Genomic DNA, 19,346 nt, shown 5'->3' with positions numbered 1-19,346 from the left:
GGCTGTGGCATCCATACTAAAAATCCGCTTTTCGAGGATCTGCACCATGTCGATCAATGACCGGCTCACCGCCCACCTGAACCGGGGCACGGTGGGCTTTCCCACTGCCCTGGCCAGTACCATTGGCCTGATCATGGCCAGCCCGGTGATTCTCACCGCGACCATGGGTTTCGGTATCGGCGGCAGCGCGTTTGCCGTGGCCATGCTGATCGCCGTGGTCATGATGCTGGCCCAGGCGACCACGTTCGCCGAAGCCGCATCGATCCTGCCCACCACCGGTTCGGTCTATGACTACATCAACTGCGGCATGGGGCGCTTCTTCGCGATCACCGGCACGCTATCGGCCTACCTGATCGTGCACGTGTTCGCCGGGACCGCCGAGACCATTCTTTCCGGGGTCATGGCGCTGGTGAACTTCGAACACCTGAACACCCTGGCCGAATCCGCCGGTGGCTCCTGGCTGCTCGGGGTCGGGTTCGTCATCGTCTTCGGGGTGCTCAATGCCTTCGGCGTCAGCGCGTTTGGCAGGGCCGAAATCATCCTGACGTTCGGCATGTGGACCACGTTGATGGTGTTCGGCGTGCTGGGCCTGATCGCCGCGCCGGCGGTGCAACTGGAGGGCTGGTTCGGCGTCTCGCTGGTGGGCACTGACCTGATCACCATCCTGTCGCTGGTGGGCATGGCGATGTTCATGTTCGTCGGTTGCGAGTTCGTGACGCCGTTGGCGCCGGACTTGCGCAACTCGGCCAAGGTCATGCCCAAGGCGATGGTCCTGGGCTTGTTGAGTGTCGCCTCGTGCATGTTCATCTACGGCGCAGCCATGAAACGCCAGGTGGAAAACGTGCTGCTGGATGCCACCAGCGGCGTGCATCTGCTGGACACGCCCATGGCGATCCCGCGCTTCGCCGAACAGGTCATGGGCGACATCGGCCCGCTGTGGCTGGGGATCGGCTTTCTGTTTGCCGGTGCGGCGACCATCAACACATTGATGGCCGGCGTGCCTCGGATCCTTTACGGGATGGCGGTGGACGGCGCTCTGCCGAAAGTCTTCACCTACCTGCACCCGCGCTTCAAGACGCCGCTGTTGTGCATCCTGGTGGCGGCGCTGATTCCTTGCCTGCACGCCCTGTGGCTCGGTGGCAACACCGACAACATCATGCACCTGGTGCTGGCGGCGGTGTGTGCCTGGAGCTTTGCCTATCTGCTGGTGACCGTGTCGGTGGTCAGCCTGCGGATCCGTCGTCCCGACCTGCCACGGGCCTATCGCTCGCCATGGTTCCCGCTGCCACAGATCCTCTCCAGCGTCGGCATCGTGTTGGGCATGTGGTTCATCACGCCACCGGGCATGAACCCGGCGGACATCTACATCCCGTTCGCGGTGATGCTCGGCGGCACCGCAGCCTATGCGTTGTTCTGGACTTTGGTGGTGCAGAAGGTCAATCCATTCAAGCCGGCGTCGGTCGAAGACGTGCTGGCCAAGGAGTTCTCCCATGAGCCAGGGCAACCTGTCGCCGAGTTTGACGAGCGTGCTGCAAAAACTGTCTGAGCTGTTCAGCGCCAGGCGCGCCCCGGCCGGTTATCGGCCGGGGGTGACCCTGGAGCATGTGCGGCGCAACCTCGGCCTGGCGCGCTTCGAGTTGTCGGGACCGGCGACGGCGACGCTGGTCAGCGACGACGACAGCCTTCATTTGGAAGTCGTCGAACGCACCGAATCGCAGCTACTGATGCACTTGGTGATGACTGAGTTCGTGCTGCGCGTGCCGGCGCCGATAGAGGGCACGGCGCGCCTGGAGCTGCACCATGGCGGGGCCATTCGCCGCAATGGCATTCGCTGTCGGCAGCGGGGCGGGGACACGGCGCTGGCGGCCCGGCTGCAGGCGGCGGTGGAGCAGGATCCGGCGCTGTACCAGGCGCTCATGCCGCTGGACTTCAAGCGCTTGCGCATAGAGCTGCAAGGGCGCGAATGGTGTGTACGCCTGGAGCACATGGGCGGCAGTGAGGTGGTCAACCGCATGCCGGCCTTTCGTCGTTACATTCCTATCGGACGAGAGCAGCGCGCCGCGTTGCTGGCGGTCTTGAGCGGCTTGCAAAGGATCCTGGGGAGCCTATGACGCTGTTGTGATGCTCTGGCATCAATCCTGCTGTTGCTCTGGCGAACAGGTACTTGTTGCGTGCATATAGATAACATGTTAACTATTGCCGTACAAAAACAATAAGCCACTGCGGAGAGCGCCATGAGCATGCAACAGGTTGGGCAAGACGGGCTGGAATCCTGGAATCGGGATCTGCGCGCCACTTGCGGTCACTTCGAGACGGAGTTGGCGTTTAATCGTGCGTTGTTTATCGGCCAGGTATCGAATTTCTGCCGTGGCGGCCTATCCCTTTCCAACCTGCGTACCAACGCCGGTTCCATCAAGCGTCATTCGCCCAATCCGGATCACGACGATGATCAGGATTGCTTGCTGGTCAGCCAGCGCAGCGGCTATTGCCGCATCACCCAGAACGGCCTGAGCATCCAGCTGGCTCCCGGTGAGCTGCTGTTGATGGATTCGGCCGGCTCGCTTGAGATCAGCCCGTTCGGCCTGATCGAGCACGCCGTGCTTTCGTTGTCTCGCCAGGATGTGTCGAGGCAACTGGGCGCAGAGACCAAGACCTTCGGCAAGGTCTCGTCGAGCAAAGCCTGCGGGCGGATGCTGCATGTGCTGATGGACCAACTGTGCAAGGACACCCCGGACGGCGAGGGCGTGGCGGGCGAGGGAGAAGCGCTGCAGAATGCCTTTGTCTCGCTGCTGGGGTCGGCGCTGGAACACACCACCGAGGCCCGTGATGATGCCGCGTCGCTCCAGGGCAACCACCTGCGCAGCTATGTGCAGAAGGTCATCGACGAATCCTTGAACCAGCCCGGCCTGAGCCCGGTGGGGTTGGCCAATCGCCTGAACATCTCGGTGCGGCACCTGTACCGTTTGTTCGAAGAACAGGATGACAGCGTCTGCCGCTACATCCAGCGGGCCCGGCTCAAGCGCAGTGCCGATGACCTGAGCAACCCATTTCTGCGGGATGAGTCCATTACCTCGATTGCCTACAAATGGGGCTTCACCGACTCGGCCCACTTCAGCCGTTCGTTCAAGAAGCAGTTCGAGCAGTCGCCCAAGGACTTTCGCTCCAGTCACCTGCAGCAGGCGTTGGGGGTGGTTTGAGTCGGGGTGGTTGTTGACCGAACTGCCGCCATCGCGAGCAGGCTCGCTCCCACAGGGGGAGTTGTGGTGTGTGCGATTACTGTGAACACCTCGAACAAAATGTGGGAGCGAGCCTGCTCGCGATGGCGGCGGTACATTCAACATTTCTGTAGCAGATACACCGCTATCGCGAGCAGGCTCGCTCCCACAAGGGAGTTGTGGTGTACGCGATGGCTATGAACGCCTCGAACAAATGTGGGAGCGAGCCTGCTCGCGATGGCGGTGGTTCTGTCACCACCACCGCAAGCCGACTCCCTTCAAACCTCCGGCAAGGTCGAGCCGCCGTCGACCACCAGGGTCTGGCCGGTCACATAGGCGGCCAGGTCCGAGGCCAGGAACAGCATGGCGCCGGCGATGTCCGCCGGTTTGCCCAGGCGCCCCAGGGGGACACGCCGGGCAATGTCCTGGTTGAGCTCGTCGCCGCCGAGGTTGGCCATGGCCGGTGTCGCGATCATGCCGGGTTCGACGCCGTTGACCCGGACATTCTCAGCCGCCAGTTCCAGCGCCGCGTTGCGAATGAAACCATTGACTCCGGCCTTGGACGCGGCGTAATGGCTGAGCCCCGGATATGCCACCCGCGGGCCGGTGACCGATGAAGTCACCAGTACGCAGCCCTGGCCCTGGCGCCGGAACAGCGGCAGCGCCGCCTGGGTCAGCCAGAACAGCGCCGACAGATTCACCGCCAGCGTCCGTTCCAGTACCTCCGGCGTAATCTGCTCGAACGCCGTCAGCGGAAAGTAGCCGGCGTTGTGCACCAGCACATCCAGCCGGCCCAGGCGCTGCTCCAGCCCGGCCATCATCGCAGCAATCGCCGTGGCGTCGGCCAGATCAACGCCGACGGCCTCCACCTGGCAGCCCTCGGCAGTCAGTTCATCGGCGAGCGCTTCGGCCCGCGCTCGGCCCAGGTCGGCGATCACCACCCGGGCCCCGCGCCAGGCGAAGCCTTCGACAATGGCCCGGCCAATGCCTTGGGCACCGCCCGTCACCAACACCGTTTTACCGCTGAAATCCAGATCATTCGGCATGGGATGTCTCCATTCGACTGAAGGCCAGCGTCGGCACGTCGACAATGCTGGAACCACCATCGGCCACCAGCGCCGCGCCGGTGATGATCGACGCGTCCCGGGAAGCCAGGAAGCGACAGACCTGGGCGATTTCCTCGGCGCTGGCTGGCCGACGCAACGGCACGTCGGCGCAGACCCGCTCGTAGGCCTGTTGCAGGGTTTCGCCATGGAACTGCATCAGCACCTGCATTTCCTCGTCGGCCATTGGCGTGCGCACCCAGCCTGGGCAGACGGCGTTGACCCGCACGCCTTTTGGCCCGTAATCCCGCGCCAGGGAGCGGTTCAGGCCCAGCAGCGCATGCTTGGCGGTGGTGTAGCCGCATACCTGCGGCCCTGCCGCCAATGACGCGATGGAGGCCACCAGCACAATGTTGCCGGCGCTTTCCTGGAGCAGCGGCAAGCAAGCCCGCGCGCTATGGAACGCGCTGTCGAGGTTGCTGCGCATGGCCGCGTCCCAGGCCTGCGGACTGGTCTCGGTGGCGCTGCCCTGGCCCATGCCACCGGCACAGGCCAGCAACACATCGAGTCGGCCGAAGCGCTGGCGAATCTGCGCGACGAAACCGTCCCAGGTCTCCGGGCAGGCCGCATCGCCCACCAGCACCAGGCCGCCGATCTCTGCGGCCAGTTGCTCCAGGGGCTCGCGGCGTCGGCCAATCAATACCAGATTGGCGCCTTCGGCGGCCTGCAATCGGGCACAGGCAGCGCCGATCCCGGTGCCGGCGCCGGTAATCACCACAGTGCGTGATTCAGGCATCGGGATACTCCGTGCGGTTGAGGACCTGGCAATAGGAACTGACCGGGAAGTTGGAGAACTCATCGAAGGAGGCCCCGGCGTAGCCGAAGATCTTGCCGTCGCTGCGATGCTGTTGCAGGTCGATCAGCACCAGGCCGAGGGTCGGGATGATTTTTTCCCGCCAGACGAACAGGTACAACTCATCGGCGACCTTGTAGGTGTCGCAACGATCGGTGTCGCACAGGCCTTGCTCCACGCCCTTGAGGCATTGCCAGGCATAGAACCGGTCGTTGAGGTAGATGTGTTCGTAGACTTCACTCGGGCTGTAGCGATACAGGTTGCGCAAGCCCACCAGCTCCGTGCTCGGGGCGTGCGGGCAGAGGCCTGGCTGCCAGGGGCGATCAAGGCTGCCATGGAGGAACTCGACACCGACGCAAGTCAGCGGCTGACCGGCCAAGGCGCGCCCGTACAGCCCTTCGCGGGTTTGCGCCTGCTCGGGCATGCGCCCGATCACCGCGGTGAATGCCGCGTTGGCGGTGTCGAGTACCAGACTGACCGACAGGGTCTGCGCGCCTTCGCCCTTGAGGAAGTCCACCAGGTACAAGCCCGGGCGCACCGAGGTGGCCCGATACGCCGCCGTGCCGCTGGAGTGCCCATCGGCGGCGTGCCACGACAACGTTTCTTGCTCGAACCGATGCTCGATCTGCCAGCCATTGGCGAAATTCAGGGTGAAGGTCTTGCCGCTCAGGTCAGCCAGGTTTGGCAGGATGAAGGCTTCTGGGGCAAAGCCATCGGCCAGGGCGCCGACGGTGATCCAGTCTGTAGATGTGCTCATTGCAAGGCTCCGGTTGGATGAAGTGTCCACCCGGATCATGGCGGTCTGGGCCCTCGCGGACTATCAACCGAAAGGTTGAGCCGCGTCAGAGAAACAGTGTGCTGACCAACTCGGTGCGGCTGCTCACGCCGACCTTGCGGAACAGGTTGATCAGGTGCGTCTTGATGGTCGGCAAACCCACGTCCAGCTCCCTGGCCAGGTGTTTGTTGCTGACGCCCTGACGCAGCAGCAAGGCGATCTGGCGCTCCTTGGGCGTCAAATTGTTCAAAACGTCCTCGTGGGCGGGCAGATGGGCGACGGCCAGTTGCAGCAGGGTCTGCAAGGCGTTGAGTTGGGTCAGCTGCTGACTGGTGAAGGCGCCTTGTTCGGCGGTGCGCAGCAACGAGATGGCGGCTTGCGGCTGACCGTCCCGACGGGCGAAGACTTCCACCACATCGACGATGCCGTGGCGCTGCAAGAAGCTGCGGTAGCGCTGGTTGTCCCGTACCGGTTGGCGGGTCATCGCCAGGCCCAGCGGTACCACGGCTTGCTCGCTGGATACGCATTTGCGCGGTTGCAGCGGATCGAACTGGCAGTAATTGTCCAGGTAATCGCGGTGCATCTCGCCGCTCATGCCGTGCAGGCTGAAATCATGGGCCTGCAAATGCCGGTCGACGCAGTAAAAGGCCGCCCGGCTGGCGGGAATCAGCTGGGTGAACGCTTGCAGGCAGTGGCTGGCGATGTCCTGGGTGGGGATGACGTTCATGGGCGCAACCTTCGCAAGCACGCTGCGGGTTAGGAAAGTGGCACGACTGTGGCGAAGACGCTCTTGTGGCGAGGGAGCTTGCTCCCGCTGGGCTGCGAAGCGGCCCCGCTTCTATTATGCGATTGCTGCGCAATCGAACGGGAGCAAGCTCCCTCGCCACAGCAAGCTCCCTCGCCACAGGTCCGCTCGCCACAGTCGCTGTGCTCAGGCTACCGCGAAGTAGTGTTTGACGAAACTCTCGCTGACCACTTCCCACAGCACCGGCGTGCCCTTGGTCACGAACCAGCTGTCGCCGGCCTTGTAGCGGGTGCTCTGGCCGGTGGCTTCATCGGTGAGCACCACTTCGCCGGTGACCACGGTGGCTTGTTCGGCGAAGGGATACACCATCCGGAACTTGCCCTGGGTGGTGCCGAAGTAGGCACTGCTGATGGCATCGGTCGGGGCGCCGAAGGTCATCTTGCCGAAGGCTTTGACTTCGCCTTCGAGAATCTGCGAACCCAGGTCGGCAACGGTGCCCCAGGCGTCGAGCTCGGACAGCTGGATGTCTTTTTTAACGGTGGTGAGGGACATGGCAGTGACTCCTGATGATTGAGAAGAAAAAGCGGTGTGGCTGTCAGCGACGCCCATTCCAGTACCCCGACAACTGATGCCAGGACTTCCCGGCAGTCAGCAGCAGCGGGCGGATGGCGTCTTTGCCGATGATGGTCGGGCGCTTGATGGAGCTGACCAGGTCGTAGCGCGCCGAGCCTTCGCTCATGCCTTCGGCCAGCACCTTGCAAATGATGTGGCTCGGCGTGACACCGAACCCGGAATAACCCTGGACGAAAAAGGCATTGCGGCGGCCGGGCAGGGTGCCGATCTGCGGGAACAGGTTCGGGCTGCACGCCATCGGACCGCCCCAGGCCAGGTCGATTTTCACGTCCTTGAGGTACGGGAAGATCTTCAGCATCAGATGCCGGTTCCAGGCCTTGAGGTCCCGGGGGATGTGTTCCACCAGCGGCGTGGCGGCACCGAACAGCAGACGGTTCTCATTGGTGACGCGGTAGTAGTCGATCACCGGGCGAATGTCGCTGTAGGCACCGCGGATAGGGCTGATGCGCTGGATCAGCTCCTCCGACAACGGCTCGGTCATCATCTGGAAGGCGTAGGTGTTGATGGTCGACCGATGCAGTTCCGGCTCCAGCTTGTTGAGGAAACTGTCGCAGGCCCACAGCAGTTTGCTGGCCTTGACCGAGCCGCGCCCGGTGCGCACGGTGATGCGCTCGCCGTAGCTGACTTCCAGGGCCGGGCTGTTTTCGAAGATCCGCACGCCGTGGCCGGCCAGGGCCTTGGCTTCGCCCAGCAGCAGGTTCAGCGAATGCACATGCCCGCCGCCCATGTGCAGCAACGCGCTGCCGTAGGCCTTGGAGCCGATGATCTGCTGGACGTCGGAGCCGCCGAGAAAACGGATCTCGTGCTTGCTGTTGATCGACTTGAAGTCTTTTTCCCAGGCCCGCAGGGTTTTCTCCTGGCGAGCGTTGAAGCCCATGTAGCCATAGCCATGGCAGAAGTCGGCATCGATGGCGTATTTGGCGATGCGCTCCTTGATGATGTCCGCGCCCAGGTCGCTGATCTCGAAGACCTGGCGCAGGCCGTCTTCGCCCACGTCCTTCTTGATCTTTTCCAGGTCATGCCCGATCCCGGCCATGATCTGCCCGCCGTTGCGCCCGGTACCGCCGAAGCCCAGATAACGTGCTTCGAGCACCACGATATTGGTGATGCCTTTTTCGGCGAGCTCCAGCGCGGTGTTGATGCCGGAGAAGCCACCGCCAATCACCACGACATCGGCTTCCACGTCCTGCTCCAGGGTTGGGAAGCTGAGGTTGTACTTCTTGGTAGCGGTGTAATAGGTGGGCGTTTCGATATTGATCATGACGCAACCTGACAAAGTGAAAGGAAACTCCGTGCAGAGCCCTGCACGCGATGGCTCTATTAAGGGCCAGGAGGGGTGCACTTGTCTTGATCATCCGTGCCGCGGGACTTGACCGAGCGCGCCATCGCTCGGTTCTTTCGCCATGAAAAGTACAATCTTCGATCTGGAAGGTGCATTTTTCAGCCACCCGTGAATGCCCATACTGGACGGGCCTTAATCATTTGATCCCGCCGTTTCTGCGCCACGTGCCTGGGCAAGTCCAGGCGGGATCGGCAGACGCCAATAATAAAAGAGCCCGTCCATGAAAAAGCCAAACCCGCTTCTCGAAGACCTCAAGCCCATCCTCCCGGTGATTGCCGCCAATGCCTTCCAGGCGGAACAGGACCGTAGCGTTCCGGCCGAGAATATCGCCTTGCTCAAGGGCATCGGTATGCATCGGGCCTTCCTGCCGAAGAAATACGGCGGCATGGAGATTTCCCTGCCGCAGTTCGCCGATTGCATCGCCCTGCTGGCCGGCGCCTGTGCCAGCACGGCCTGGGCCATGAGCCTGCTGTGTACCCACAGCCATCAACTGGCGATGTTCCCGGCCAAGGCCCAGGAAGAAATCTGGGGCGACGATCCCGATGCCACCGCCAGTAGCAGCATCGCACCCTTTGGCCGTACCGAGGAGGTCGAGGGCGGCGTGATGTTCAGCGGCGAAATGGGCTGGAGCAGCGGTTGCGACCACGCCGAGTGGGCGATTGTCGGGTTTCGCCGCAAGAACGCCGAAGGCACCCAGGACTATTGCTTCGCGGTACTGCCTCGCAGCGATTACGCCATTCGCGATGACTGGTTCGCGGTGGGCATGCGCGGCAGCGGCAGCAAGACATTGATCATCGACAACGCGTTCGTGCCGGAACACCGGATCCAGAAAGCCAAGGACATGATGGAAGGCAAGTCCGGCGGCTTCGGCCTGTACCCCGACAGCAAGATTTTCTACTCGCCGTATCGGCCGTACTTCGCCAGCGGTTTTTCCACCGTCAGCCTGGGCGTGGCCGAGCGCATGCTCGAGGTGTTCCGCGAGAAAACCCGCAACCGCGTGCGTGCCTACACCGGTGCGGCAGTGGGGGCGGCCACTCCGGCGCTGATGCGCCTGGCCGAGTCCACCCACCAGGTGGCGGCGGCCCGGGCTTTCCTGGAAAAAACCTGGCAGGAGCACGCCGAGCACAGCGAGCGTCACGAATACCCGAGCCGGGAAACCCTGGCGTTCTGGCGGACCAACCAGGGCTATGCCACCAAGATGTGCATCCAGGCGGTGGACCGGCTGATGGAAGCGGCCGGGGGTGGAGCCTGGTTCGAAACCAACGAATTGCAACGGCTGTTCCGCGATGCACACCTCACCGGCGCCCATGCCTACACCGACTACGACGTCTGCGCGCAGATCCTCGGACGCGAACTGATGGGCCTGGAGCCCGATCCGACCATGGTGTGACCGCCGGCTCGCCGAGTTCTGCCCTTACAACAATAAATCGAGGCCGTCGTGTGAGGCGGCCGGGAGTCTTGCATGTCCAGTATTTCCGATAGCGCTTTCGATACCCGCGCATTCCGCCGCGCCCTGGGCAACTTTGCCACCGGTGTGACCGTGGTCACCGCCGCCGCTGAAGATGGCCGCAAGGTCGGCGTGACCGCCAACAGTTTCAACTCGGTGTCCTTGGACCCGCCGCTGATTCTCTGGAGCATCGACAAGCGCTCCAGCAGCCACGGCGTGTTCGAAGCCGCCAGTCACTTTGCCGTGAACGTATTGGCGGCCGACCAGATCGACCTGTCGAACAACTTCGCCCGGCCCAAGGAAGATCGCTTCGCTGACATCGAATTCGACAGCGGCGTCGGTGGAGCGCCGGTATTCGCCGATTGCGCCGCACGTTTCCACTGTGAAAAATTCCAACAGGTCGACGGCGGCGACCACTGGATCATGATCGGCAAGGTCGTGGCCTTCGACGACTTCGGACGCTCACCGTTGCTCTATCACCAGGGCGCTTACTCGATGGTCCTGCCCCACACGCGCATGACCCGGAGGGAAGAGGGGCAAGCGCCCAGCAGTCACTTCCAGGGGCGCTTGAGCCACAATCTTTACTACCTGATGACCCAGGCATTGCGGGCGTACCAGGCCAGCTACCAGCCACGGCAACTGTCCACCGGATTGCGCACCAGCGAAGCACGGATGTTGATGGTGCTGGAAAACGACGCCGGGCTGAACCTGACTGATCTGCAACGGGAAGTGGCGATGCCGGTGCGCGAGATCGAAGAGGCCGTGGCCAACCTCAAGCGCAAGGGCCTGGTGAGCGATGACGGCGACCGGGTGCGCCTGACCGTCAAGGGCATCGACGAAACCGAAGGGCTCTGGGCCATTGCCAGGGAGCAACAGGACAAGGTGTTCGGCCAGTTTGGCGAGGGCCAGGTGGAGCATTTCAAGACGGTGCTCAAAGGGGTGATCAAGGGCGCTTGATACAGTTCCGATGCCGAACACAAAAGGCAGGAATACCCCAGTACCCAGTGGGAGCGAGCCTGCTCGCGATAGCGGTAGGTCAGTCAATTGGCCTGAGACAGACACACCGCCATCGCGAGCAGGCTCGCTCCCACAAGGGCTCCCGGGTGCTCGATTTTTTCTCGCCACGGACAACCGGGCAGCGGTGATGCTAAGATTTAGTTAACTGATTAACTAAATCCCCTCGGCGATCACTCTTCATGCCCAAACCGCGTCAATCCTTGACCCTGACCCTGCTACAGGCCCGTGAAGCGGCCATGGGGTTTTTCCGTCCTTCCCTCAATCAACATGGCCTGACCGAACAGCAATGGCGGGTCATCCGTATTCTCAGCCAGCACGACGAGCTGGAGATCAATCGCCTGGCCGAACTGGCCTGCATCCTCAAGCCCAGCATGACCGGCGTGCTGGTGCGCATGGAAGCAGCGGGCATGGTGGTGCGGCGCAAGGCCGAGCAGGACCAGCGACGGGTCCTGGTGCGCCTGGCACCCCAGGGGCAGGCGTGCTTCGACTCGATGAGCCAGAGCATGGAAGCCAATTACCAGCGATTGCAGGAGAAGTTGGGCGAGGAGAAGCTGCAGACGTTGTTGGGGTTGTTGAATGAGTTGAAGGCGGTGAAGCGCTGAACGGCGTTAGTTAGGACTGCTTTTTGTGGCGAGGGGATTTATCCCCGCTGGGCTGCGCAGCAGCCCCAAGAGAGTCCAACCCAATCTGCCTGATACACCGAGGTGTCAGGCTTTAGGGCTGCTGCGCAGCCCAGCGGGGATAAATCCCCTCGCCACAGGGGGGCGACTCAGGTCAGTAGACGCTGCTGGCGGCTGGCTTTGGTGCATCCTTGAAGGTGGCGGCAAGGGTCTGAAGACCGCGCATCAGCACCGTCGTGTCTACCCCGACCGCGACGAACGCCGCGCCCAGCTCGATGTAGCGCCGGGCCAATTTCTCATCGGCGCTGAGAATCCCCGCGGCCTTGCCGGCCTGGCGAATGCGGGCGATGGCGTCCTCGATGGCCGCCTGCACGTCCGGATGGCCCGGATTGCCCCGAAAGCCCATGGACGCACTCAGGTCCGCCGGTCCGATGAACACACCGTCGACCCCTTCCACGGCGGCAATGGCGTCGAGGTTGGCCAGGCCCTCGCGGCTTTCGATCTGCACCAGCAGGCACATCTGCTCATCGGCCTTGTCGAGGTAACCGGGGATGCTGTTCCAGCGCGACGCCCGGGCCAGCGCGCTGCCGACCCCGCGGATGCCGCTGGGCGGGTAATGCATGGCGCGCACCAGTTCGCGCGCCTGCCCGGCGCTTTCCACCATCGGCACCAGTAGGGTCTGCGCGCCGAGGTCGAGCACTTGCTTGATCAGCGCGGTGTCGCCGATTACCGGGCGGATCACCGGCTGGCCGGGGTAGGGCGCTACGGCCTGGAGTTGACCGAGCAGGCTGCGCACGTCGTTGGGGGCGTGCTCGCCGTCGATCAGCAGCCAGTCGAAACCGGCATTGGCCGCCAGTTCGGCGCAGTAGGGATCGGCCAGTCCGAGCCACAGGCCAATCTGCGCATCGCCGCTTTTCAGGCGTTGTTTGAAGGTGTTGATCGGCATGTCCATTGGGCAGTCCTCTAGCAGTCAGACGAAACGGCAGGCGATGGAGCCGAGCATGTCGTAGTCGACATGGAAGGTATCGCCCGGGTTGGCCGCCACCGGGCGGGTGAAGGAGCCGCCGAGGATGACCTGCCCCGGTTGCAGGGTGACGTCATAGGCCGCCAGTTTGTTCGCCAGCCAGGCCACGCCTTTGGCCGGGTGATTGAGCACCGCCGCCGAAACGCCGGACTCTTCGATCACGCCGTTGCGGTAGAGCACCGCCGGCACTTTGCGCAGGTCGATCTCGGTGGGGCGCACCGCGCGACCGCCCATGACCACGCCGGCGTTGGCCGCGTTATCGGAGATGGTGTCGAAGACCTTGCGGGTGGCCTTGGTCTGCGGGTCGACCTGCTGGATCCGCGCATCGATGATTTCCAGTGCCGGGATCACCCATTCGGTCGCGTCCAGCACGTCGAACACCGTCACGTTCGGGCCTTTCAACGGTTTGCCGAGGATGAACGCCAGTTCCACTTCCACCCGCGGGACGATGAAGCGCTCGAAGGGAATGTCGGTGCCTTCATCGAAGAACATGTCGTCCAGCAGCGCACCGTAGTCCGGCTCGGTGATGTTCGAAGAGACCTGCATGGCCCGGGAGGTCAGGCCGATCTTATGGCCGACCAGCTTGCGGCCGTCCTTGATCTTCTGCGCCACCCAGGCGCGCTGGATGGCGTAGGCGTCGTCGAGGGTGATCTCCGGGTGATCGAGGGAAAACTGCCGGACCTGTTCCCGTGAACGCTCGGCATGGTCGAGGCGGGCGGCGGCTTGTTGGATGAGGCTTTGATCGAGCATGACAAGGTCCCTATTGAGGATTGACGACGGCAGCCCGGGTGCGCAGCACCAGCAGGCCGCCCAGGGTGATGAACAGCGCCAGGACGTAAAGGGCCAGGCTGGCGCTCTGGGTGGTGTCGCGCATCCAGCCGATGAGGTAGGGCGCGAAGAACGAGGCGATGCTGCCGAAGGAACTGATCAGGGCAATCCCGGCGGCTTGGGTACTGTTGGAGAGGAAGGCCGGCGGCAGTTGCCAGAACATCGGCAACGCGGCGCTGGCGCCCATGCCGGCGACGATCAGGCCACCGAGCACCAGCGTCGGGTTGCTGGGTGAGAGCCCGGCGATGGCAATGCCGGCCGCCGCCATCAGCAGCGGCACGCAGAGGTGCCAGCGGCGTTCACGATGGCGGTCGGAAGACCGACCACAGCCGATCATGAAGAAACAACCGGCCAGGTACGGCACCGCGCTGAGCAAGCCGACCTTGCCATCGTTGCCGATGCCGGCGCCGTGGATCAGGGTGGGCATCCAGAAGGCCAGGGTGTTTACCGCCAGCATCACCGCGAAGTACACCGCCACCAGCAACCAGACCTGCGGGTTATTGAGGATCGCCGAGAACGAGGTGATGGATTTTCGCTGCTCCTCGACACTCAGTTGTTCGCGCAGTTGCTGCTTGGCGTCGGGCGTGAGCCAGCCGACCGTCTCGAAACTGTCCGGCAGGCACTTGAGCACCACCAGGCCCAGCAGGATCACCGGCAGCCCCTCGAGGACGAACATCCACTGCCAGCCGCGCAGGCCGCCCATGTCGTGGAAGTGTTCGAGGATTCCACCGGACAATGGCCCGCCGATCACCCCGGCCATCGGCACGGCGATGGCGAACAGCGCGGTCACCTGGGCCCGGCGGCGCGCCGGGTACCAGCGGTTGAGGAAGACCAGGATGCCCGGGAAGAAACCGGCTTCGGCCACCCCCAGCAGAAAGCGCAACACATAAAAACCGCTGGCGCTTTCGATCAGGAACATGCCGGTGGACAAGGCCCCCCAGACCACCATCAGCACGGCGATCCAGCGGCGTGGCCCGACCCGGTCCAGGGCCATGTTGCTCGGCACGCCAAACAGCGCATAGGCGATGAAGAACAGGCCGGCGCCGAAGCCGTAGACCGTGTCGCTGAACTGCAGGTCGGCGCTCATCTGCATCTTGGCGAAACCGATGTTGATGCGGTCCAGATGGGCGAACAGGTAGCAGACCAGCAGCAACGGCATCAGCCGCCAGGTGATCGTGGCGTGGGTGCGGTCGTGCGCGATGGCGCCGGCAGTGCCGGCGGGATTGGCTGTGCTCATGATCTTGTACTTTTTGTCAGAGGGGCCGAGGGGCAACTGTCAGGTGCGCTTAGCTCGTCTGGGCCTTGAGGAAGGCGTGGACGTTGTTGGCCTTGAAGTTGAGGTGTTCGTGCAGTTCGATCATCTCGAACGACAACGCCAGCAGGCGCTGGGCCTGGAGTTCGGCGAAGTGTGCGGTGATCACCTCGAAGAGCTTCTCCGCGACTTTCTGGCGGCTGGCGAGGTCGCGGCCGTGGCCGACTTTCAGCGTCATGTGCACGAAGGCGTAGTCGTGCTTGCCGTCGGCCATGCGCCAGGTGTCCAGGCGCACCCCGCGGCTGCGGATGCCGCCGAGGGGAAACACGCCGCTGTCGCCCAGCAAGGCGTGGACTTTTTCAAACAGGCCAGGCAGGTCGGCCTGTTGTTCGATGTTGTCGGTGTATTCAGCGATGAAGTGCGGCATCGAGGCCTCCGTTGTCGGCAGTTTTGAGTGGCGAGCTTCAAGCGGCAAGCTGGGTGGCTTGTGGCTTGGCACTTGCAGCTAAATCGGAAAGATTGCGTTGATCTGGCCGGTGCCGGAGCTGCCGAAGGGTTCGGTGATGATTTCCGCCGGCTTGTCGTAGTCTGGTCCGCCGAGCAACCCCAGGAGCATCGCCGTGTCATGCATCTTGCCTTCGCCGAAGCAGTGCTCGGCGTAGTCCGGGAGCATGGCGCAGAATTCCTTCCAGCGACCCTCGCGCCACATCTGCACGACGTGCAGGTCGACCTGCTTGTCGAATTCCCGCGTCCAGTTGTGGATGTTGGCTTCGGCATTGCGATCGTCGGAGAACCGGTGGGACAGCGAGCCGGACGCCAGCACCAGCACCTTGCGGTCGCTTTTTTCGATGGCCCGGCGCACGGCGGCGCCGAAGGTGAAGCTGTCTTGCAAGCGATGCCAGGCGCACCAGGCGGCTATCGAGACGACGTTGAGCTTCTGTTCCGGCGGGACATCCATGTGCATGTAGCGCATGGGCACCAGCGTGCCGTATTCCAGTTCCAGACTGGGGATGTTGTGGGCCAGGGTACGGACATCGGCGGCATTGGCTTCGGCGGCAATCAGCTCGCCCAGTTCCGGCGCGCCCGAATATTCGTACTCCATGTTCTTGATGAAGTGCGGCAGCTCGTTGCTGGTGTAGATGCCCTTGAAATGTTCGCCACTGTTGATGTGATAGGCGCTGTTGACCAGCCAGTGCACATCGAACACCACGGCGGTGTCGGCACCCAGCTCACGGGCGCGGCGGCCGATTTCCTTGTGCCCGGCAATCGCTGCCGCACGGCAACCATGGTGCTTGCCGGGCAGCTCCGACAGGTACATCGAGGGAACGTGGCAGATCTTCGCAGCCAGGACGACTTCGCCCATGATGATTCTCCTGAAAAAATTGTTCTTGTTGAGGCTAGGGTCACATTAGGTTGATGAACTACAGCCTTTGTGGCGAGGGGATTTAGCGAGACGTCGCACCGCCCCGCTGGGGCGCGAAGCGCCCCTGAATCAGTCAACCCCGATCAACCTGACACACCGAGGTGTCTGGTTTGAGGTCTGCTTCGCAGCCCAGCGGGGCGGTGCGACGTCTCGCTAAATCCCCTCGCCACAGGGGTTGTGGTCATCACAGGGGGGCAGCGCTGGTTTTAGATGCCCCACCTTGGAATGTGATGCCCGCCCATGGAAATGCAAACGTTCTTGATCTCGGCAAACACCTCGAAGCTGTACTGTCCACCTTCGCGCCCGGTTCCGGAACCCTTTACGCCGCCGAAAGGCTGGCGCAGGTCGCGGACGTTCTGGCTGTTGATGAACACCATGCCGGCCTCGATGCCATGGGCCAGGCGATGGGCCTTGCCGATGTCCTGGGTCCAGATGTATGACGCCAAGCCGTATTCGGTGTCGTTGGCCAGCTGCAAGGCTTCGGCTTCGTCCTTGAACGGGATCAGGCAGACCACCGGACCGAAGATTTCCTCCTGGGCGATGCGCATCTTGTTGTTCACGTCGGCGAACACCGTCGGCTGGATGAACTGGCCGCGACTCAGGTGCGCCGGCAGGTTGGCCGGGCGTTCCAGTCCACCCGCGAGCAGGGTGGCGCCTTCTTCAAGGCCGATCCTGATGTAGCCGGTGACCTTGTCGTAGTGGGCCTGGGTGATCATCGAGCCGACCTGGGTCTTCGGATCCTGCGGATCACCGACGATCAGGCGCTTGGCGCGGGCGGCGAATTCGGCGACGAACTGCGGGTAGACGCTTTCCTGGATGAAGATCCGGCTGCCGGCGGTGCAGCGTTCGCCGTTGAGCGAGAAGATCGTGAACAGCGCCGCGTCGAGGGCCCGTTCCAGGTCCGCGTCTTCGAAAATCAGCACCGGCGACTTGCCGCCGAGCTCCATGGAGTACTTCTTCAACCCCGCAGTCTGCATGATTTTCTTGCCGGTGGCGGTGCCCCCGGTAAAGGAAATCGCCCGCACATCCGGGTGCCGCACCAACGCATCGCCCGCCGTGGCGCCGTAGCCCTGGATCACGTTCAACACGCCGTTGGGGATTCCCGCCTCCACGGCCAGGCGCCCCAGTTCGTTGGCGGTGAGGGGCGACAGCTCGGACATCTTCAGCACGGCGGTGTTGCCCAGGGCCAGGCACGGCGCGGTCTTCCAGGTCGCGGTCATGAACGGCACGTTCCACGGCGACACCAGGCCGCAGACACCCACCGGCTGGTACAGGGTGTAGTTGAGCATCTGGTCGTCGACCGGGTAGGTGTGACCGTCCATGCGTGTGCAGACTTCGGCAAAGAAATCGAAGTTATGGGAGGCCCGCGGGATCAGCACATTGCGGGTCTGGTGGATCGGCAGACCGGTGTCGAGGGTTTCCAGCTCGGCCAGTTTCGGCACGTCCCGGTCGATCAGCTCACCCAGCTTGCGCATCAGTCGGGCGCGTTCCTTGGCGGGGGTGTTGGCCCACTTCGGAAAGGCCTCCTTGGCCGCTGCCACCGCCTGTGCGACTTCCTCGGCACCGCCGCTGGCGACTTCGCCAATGGCTTCGCCGGTGGCCGGGTTGTAGTTGACGAAGACGTCTTTGCTTTCGACCTCACGGCCGTTTATCCAGTGTTTGATCATGTTGCTCAAGCCTCTTTACGGGATGCGAAGAACGCGGCTTCGCTGACAATTCGATTGACCAGGCGGCCGACGCCTTCCACTTCCACCACCACTTCATCACCGGGTACCACGTCCGCCAGGCCTTCCGGCGTGCCGGTGGCGATCATGTCGCCGGGTTGCAGGGTCATGAAGCTGGACAGGTATTCGATCAGGTAGGGGATGTCGAAAATCATGTCCTTCGTACTGCCTTCCTGGCGCAGCTCACCGTTGATCCAGGTGCGCAGCTTCAGATTGGCCGGGTCCGGCACATCGGCGACATCGACGATCCACGGGCCGACGGGGGTCGTGGCATCGCGGTTTTTCACCCGCAGGTTGGGGCGGTAGTAGTTTTCCAGGTAGTCGCGGATCGCGTAGTCGTTGCACACCGTGTAGCCGGCCAGGTAGTCGAGGGCATCCTCGCGCTTGACGTTGCGGGCGGCTTTGCCGATGACCGCGACAAGCTCGCACTCGTAATGCATGTAGGCGACGTTGTCGGGGCGCCAGGTCTGCTGGTTGTGGCCGGTGTAGGTGCCGGGCGACTTGATGAACGCCAGGGGCTCGGTGGGCGGCTTGAAGGCCAGCTCGGCGGCGTGGTCGGCGTAGTTCAGGCCCAGGGCGAACATGCTGCCGGTGGCCGGTGGCAGCCACTCGACCTGGTCTTCGGCCAGCAGGCGACCGTCGGCCAGGCGCACGGTGTTGCCGGCCTCCACGGTGACGGGGTGGACCTGGTCTTCGAAACGAATGCGCGCGTGTTTCATGAACGTGCTCCTGGTTGCTCGGCCACGACGGTATTGATGAGACGGCCCAGGCCGCCGATGTCCACTTCGACACGATCTCCGGGCACCACGTCGACGCGGCCTTCAGGCGTGCCGGTGATCAACACGTCACCGGCGTGCAGGGTCATGAACTCGCTGATCTCGGCGATCAGTTGAGGGATGTTGCGAACGAAATTGGCCGTGCTGTTCTGCTGCCGTACTTCGCCGTTGACGTACAGCGTGATCGCCAGACTGTGGGGATCGGCCACGTTGGCGCTCGGCACCAGTTCCGGGCCGATGGCGCAGAAGCCGTCCCGGCACTTGGCCTTGACGGCGGGGCGGTAATAGCTGTCTTCCGGCAGGCTGAATTCATTGACGACGGTGTAGCCGGCCACATAGTCCAGGGCTTCGGCGGCGCTGACGTGGCTGGCCGACTTGCCCATCACCACACCCAGGGCCGGGCCCGGTTGCAGGCGTTCGCCGTGACCGGGATGAACCACATCGGCGTCGTGCCGGTTGCGGGTGTTGGGGGTCTTGATGAACAGCACCGGCTTGACCGGCGGCTTCTGGTAGGGCGGTTGCTCGAACTCGGCGAGGCGCTGCTTCAGCAGCCCCTGGTAGTTCAGCGCGACCCCGAACAGGGTGCCGGTTGCGACGTCATGCAGGGCACGGCTCATGCTTGTCTCCTG

The 19,346-nt window shown here is 63.3% G+C and carries 20 protein-coding genes; 6 read left to right on the top strand and 14 right to left on the bottom strand.

Going from position 1 to position 19,346, the window contains the following annotated elements; all coding sequences use genetic code 11:
- The first annotated feature begins 46 nt into the window (after positions 1 to 46).
- The 3 genes from N005_RS23615 (at position 47) to feaR (ending at position 3,197) form a co-directional block, all read left to right on the top strand.
- The gene (locus tag N005_RS23615; protein WP_047703395.1) at positions 47 to 1,546 is read left to right on the top strand and encodes an APC family permease; all 1,500 of its coding nucleotides are present in this window, start codon (positions 47 to 49) and stop codon (positions 1,544 to 1,546) included.
- Positions 1,491 to 2,111, top strand: coding sequence for a DUF3156 family protein (locus tag N005_RS23610; RefSeq protein WP_052126460.1), 621 nt, complete (start codon positions 1,491 to 1,493; stop codon positions 2,109 to 2,111). Before N005_RS23615 ends, N005_RS23610 begins: the two co-directional genes overlap by 56 nt.
- Before the next feature lie 123 nt (positions 2,112 to 2,234).
- Entirely contained in the window at positions 2,235 to 3,197 is a 963-nt protein-coding gene (gene feaR / locus N005_RS23605; RefSeq protein ID WP_047703394.1) for a transcriptional regulator FeaR, read from the top strand.
- 296 nt (positions 3,198 to 3,493) lie between these two features.
- Here the strand turns inward: feaR and N005_RS23600 are convergent, their stop codons facing one another.
- The 6 genes from N005_RS23600 to N005_RS23575 form a co-directional block, all read right to left on the bottom strand.
- Positions 3,494 to 4,261, bottom strand: coding sequence for an SDR family oxidoreductase (locus tag N005_RS23600; protein WP_047703393.1), 768 nt, complete (start codon positions 4,259 to 4,261; stop codon positions 3,494 to 3,496).
- Positions 4,251 to 5,054 carry an SDR family NAD(P)-dependent oxidoreductase gene (locus N005_RS23595; protein ID WP_047703392.1) on the bottom strand — a complete coding sequence of 268 codons (804 nt, stop codon included), beginning with the start codon at positions 5,052 to 5,054 and terminating at the stop codon, positions 4,251 to 4,253. The genes N005_RS23600 and N005_RS23595 overlap by 11 nt, the downstream gene beginning before the upstream one ends.
- A complete protein-coding gene (locus tag N005_RS23590; RefSeq protein ID WP_047703391.1) occupies positions 5,047 to 5,868 on the bottom strand; it encodes a molybdenum cofactor biosynthesis F family protein in 822 nt (273 codons plus the stop codon). Before N005_RS23590 ends, N005_RS23595 begins: the two co-directional genes overlap by 8 nt.
- 85 nt (positions 5,869 to 5,953) lie before the next feature.
- Positions 5,954 to 6,613 (bottom strand): helix-turn-helix transcriptional regulator, encoded by a 660-nt coding sequence (locus N005_RS23585; protein ID WP_047703390.1) that lies wholly within the window; start codon positions 6,611 to 6,613, stop codon positions 5,954 to 5,956.
- Positions 6,614 to 6,817: 204 nt separating this feature from the next.
- On the bottom strand, positions 6,818 to 7,183 hold the full coding sequence (locus tag N005_RS23580; RefSeq protein ID WP_041020123.1) for a cupin domain-containing protein: 366 nt from the start codon (positions 7,181 to 7,183) through the stop codon (positions 6,818 to 6,820).
- A gap of 43 nt (positions 7,184 to 7,226) precedes the next feature.
- Positions 7,227 to 8,525, bottom strand: coding sequence for an NAD(P)/FAD-dependent oxidoreductase (locus tag N005_RS23575; RefSeq protein ID WP_047703389.1), 1,299 nt, complete (start codon positions 8,523 to 8,525; stop codon positions 7,227 to 7,229).
- 301 nt (positions 8,526 to 8,826) lie between these two features.
- On the opposite strand from N005_RS23575, the gene N005_RS23570 reads away from it, so the two are divergent.
- The 3 genes from N005_RS23570 to hpaR all read left to right on the top strand — a co-directional run bounded on the left by N005_RS23570 (position 8,827) and on the right by hpaR (position 11,672).
- Positions 8,827 to 9,996 carry a p-hydroxyphenylacetate 3-hydroxylase oxygenase component gene (locus N005_RS23570; protein WP_047703388.1) on the top strand — a complete coding sequence of 390 codons (1,170 nt, stop codon included), beginning with the start codon at positions 8,827 to 8,829 and terminating at the stop codon, positions 9,994 to 9,996.
- Positions 9,997 to 10,068: 72 nt separating this feature from the next.
- The gene (locus tag N005_RS23565) at positions 10,069 to 11,010 is read left to right on the top strand and encodes a p-hydroxyphenylacetate 3-hydroxylase reductase component (protein WP_047703387.1); all 942 of its coding nucleotides are present in this window, start codon (positions 10,069 to 10,071) and stop codon (positions 11,008 to 11,010) included.
- A gap of 239 nt (positions 11,011 to 11,249) precedes the next feature.
- Positions 11,250 to 11,672: a homoprotocatechuate degradation operon regulator HpaR gene (hpaR, locus tag N005_RS23560; protein WP_047703386.1), complete on the top strand. Its 423-nt coding sequence runs from the start codon at positions 11,250 to 11,252 to the stop codon at positions 11,670 to 11,672.
- 172 nt (positions 11,673 to 11,844) lie between these two features.
- Here the strand turns inward: hpaR and hpaI are convergent, their stop codons facing one another.
- From hpaI to N005_RS23520, 8 genes are all read right to left on the bottom strand, one after another.
- Positions 11,845 to 12,642, bottom strand: coding sequence for a 4-hydroxy-2-oxoheptanedioate aldolase (gene hpaI / locus N005_RS23555; protein ID WP_047703385.1), 798 nt, complete (start codon positions 12,640 to 12,642; stop codon positions 11,845 to 11,847).
- A gap of 18 nt (positions 12,643 to 12,660) precedes the next feature.
- Positions 12,661 to 13,464 (bottom strand): 2-oxo-hept-4-ene-1,7-dioate hydratase, encoded by an 804-nt coding sequence (gene hpaH, locus N005_RS23550; protein WP_047703384.1) that lies wholly within the window; start codon positions 13,462 to 13,464, stop codon positions 12,661 to 12,663.
- A 10-nt stretch (positions 13,465 to 13,474) separates the two neighbouring features.
- Positions 13,475 to 14,779: an MFS transporter gene (locus N005_RS23545; RefSeq protein ID WP_047703383.1), complete on the bottom strand. Its 1,305-nt coding sequence runs from the start codon at positions 14,777 to 14,779 to the stop codon at positions 13,475 to 13,477.
- A gap of 49 nt (positions 14,780 to 14,828) precedes the next feature.
- On the bottom strand, positions 14,829 to 15,221 hold the full coding sequence (locus tag N005_RS23540; protein WP_047703382.1) for a tautomerase family protein: 393 nt from the start codon (positions 15,219 to 15,221) through the stop codon (positions 14,829 to 14,831).
- Between the two features lie 78 nt (positions 15,222 to 15,299).
- Positions 15,300 to 16,157 (bottom strand): 3,4-dihydroxyphenylacetate 2,3-dioxygenase, encoded by an 858-nt coding sequence (gene hpaD, locus N005_RS23535; RefSeq protein WP_047703381.1) that lies wholly within the window; start codon positions 16,155 to 16,157, stop codon positions 15,300 to 15,302.
- A 266-nt stretch (positions 16,158 to 16,423) separates the two neighbouring features.
- Positions 16,424 to 17,884, bottom strand: a complete 1,461-nt coding sequence (gene hpaE, locus N005_RS23530; RefSeq protein ID WP_047703380.1) for a 5-carboxymethyl-2-hydroxymuconate semialdehyde dehydrogenase — start codon at positions 17,882 to 17,884, stop codon at positions 16,424 to 16,426.
- 5 nt (positions 17,885 to 17,889) lie between these two features.
- Positions 17,890 to 18,660, bottom strand: coding sequence for a fumarylacetoacetate hydrolase family protein (locus N005_RS23525; protein WP_047703379.1), 771 nt, complete (start codon positions 18,658 to 18,660; stop codon positions 17,890 to 17,892).
- Positions 18,657 to 19,334, bottom strand: coding sequence for a fumarylacetoacetate hydrolase family protein (locus N005_RS23520; protein WP_047703378.1), 678 nt, complete (start codon positions 19,332 to 19,334; stop codon positions 18,657 to 18,659). The genes N005_RS23525 and N005_RS23520 overlap by 4 nt, the downstream gene beginning before the upstream one ends.
- Positions 19,335 to 19,346 lie beyond the last annotated feature (12 nt).

It is taken from the genome of Pseudomonas mediterranea CFBP 5447 (assembly GCF_000774145.1).
Lineage (GTDB): Bacteria > Pseudomonadota > Gammaproteobacteria > Pseudomonadales > Pseudomonadaceae > Aquipseudomonas > Aquipseudomonas mediterranea.
Note: the sequence above shows the minus strand (reverse complement) of the source record. Positions and strands in the feature narration are given on the sequence as shown.

What these genes read in the sequence shown, in the direction of transcription:
- N005_RS23615 (WP_047703395.1), top strand. Translation starts at nt 47, where the DNA reads ATGTCGATCAATGACCGGCTCACCGCCCACCTGAACCGGGGCACGGTG.
- N005_RS23610 (WP_052126460.1), top strand. Translation starts at nt 1,491, where the DNA reads ATGAGCCAGGGCAACCTGTCGCCGAGTTTGACGAGCGTGCTGCAAAAA.
- feaR (WP_047703394.1), top strand. Translation starts at nt 2,235, where the DNA reads ATGAGCATGCAACAGGTTGGGCAAGACGGGCTGGAATCCTGGAATCGG.
- N005_RS23600 (WP_047703393.1), bottom strand. Translation starts at nt 4,261, where the DNA reads ATGCCGAATGATCTGGATTTCAGCGGTAAAACGGTGTTGGTGACGGGC.
- N005_RS23595 (WP_047703392.1), bottom strand. Translation starts at nt 5,054, where the DNA reads ATGCCTGAATCACGCACTGTGGTGATTACCGGCGCCGGCACCGGGATC.
- N005_RS23590 (WP_047703391.1), bottom strand. Translation starts at nt 5,868, where the DNA reads ATGAGCACATCTACAGACTGGATCACCGTCGGCGCCCTGGCCGATGGC.
- N005_RS23585 (WP_047703390.1), bottom strand. Translation starts at nt 6,613, where the DNA reads ATGAACGTCATCCCCACCCAGGACATCGCCAGCCACTGCCTGCAAGCG.
- N005_RS23580 (WP_041020123.1), bottom strand. Translation starts at nt 7,183, where the DNA reads ATGTCCCTCACCACCGTTAAAAAAGACATCCAGCTGTCCGAGCTCGAC.
- N005_RS23575 (WP_047703389.1), bottom strand. Translation starts at nt 8,525, where the DNA reads ATGATCAATATCGAAACGCCCACCTATTACACCGCTACCAAGAAGTAC.
- N005_RS23570 (WP_047703388.1), top strand. Translation starts at nt 8,827, where the DNA reads ATGAAAAAGCCAAACCCGCTTCTCGAAGACCTCAAGCCCATCCTCCCG.
- N005_RS23565 (WP_047703387.1), top strand. Translation starts at nt 10,069, where the DNA reads ATGTCCAGTATTTCCGATAGCGCTTTCGATACCCGCGCATTCCGCCGC.
- hpaR (WP_047703386.1), top strand. Translation starts at nt 11,250, where the DNA reads ATGCCCAAACCGCGTCAATCCTTGACCCTGACCCTGCTACAGGCCCGT.
- hpaI (WP_047703385.1), bottom strand. Translation starts at nt 12,642, where the DNA reads ATGGACATGCCGATCAACACCTTCAAACAACGCCTGAAAAGCGGCGAT.
- hpaH (WP_047703384.1), bottom strand. Translation starts at nt 13,464, where the DNA reads ATGCTCGATCAAAGCCTCATCCAACAAGCCGCCGCCCGCCTCGACCAT.
- N005_RS23545 (WP_047703383.1), bottom strand. Translation starts at nt 14,779, where the DNA reads ATGAGCACAGCCAATCCCGCCGGCACTGCCGGCGCCATCGCGCACGAC.
- N005_RS23540 (WP_047703382.1), bottom strand. Translation starts at nt 15,221, where the DNA reads ATGCCGCACTTCATCGCTGAATACACCGACAACATCGAACAACAGGCC.
- hpaD (WP_047703381.1), bottom strand. Translation starts at nt 16,157, where the DNA reads ATGGGCGAAGTCGTCCTGGCTGCGAAGATCTGCCACGTTCCCTCGATG.
- hpaE (WP_047703380.1), bottom strand. Translation starts at nt 17,884, where the DNA reads ATGATCAAACACTGGATAAACGGCCGTGAGGTCGAAAGCAAAGACGTC.
- N005_RS23525 (WP_047703379.1), bottom strand. Translation starts at nt 18,660, where the DNA reads ATGAAACACGCGCGCATTCGTTTCGAAGACCAGGTCCACCCCGTCACC.
- N005_RS23520 (WP_047703378.1), bottom strand. Translation starts at nt 19,334, where the DNA reads ATGAGCCGTGCCCTGCATGACGTCGCAACCGGCACCCTGTTCGGGGTC.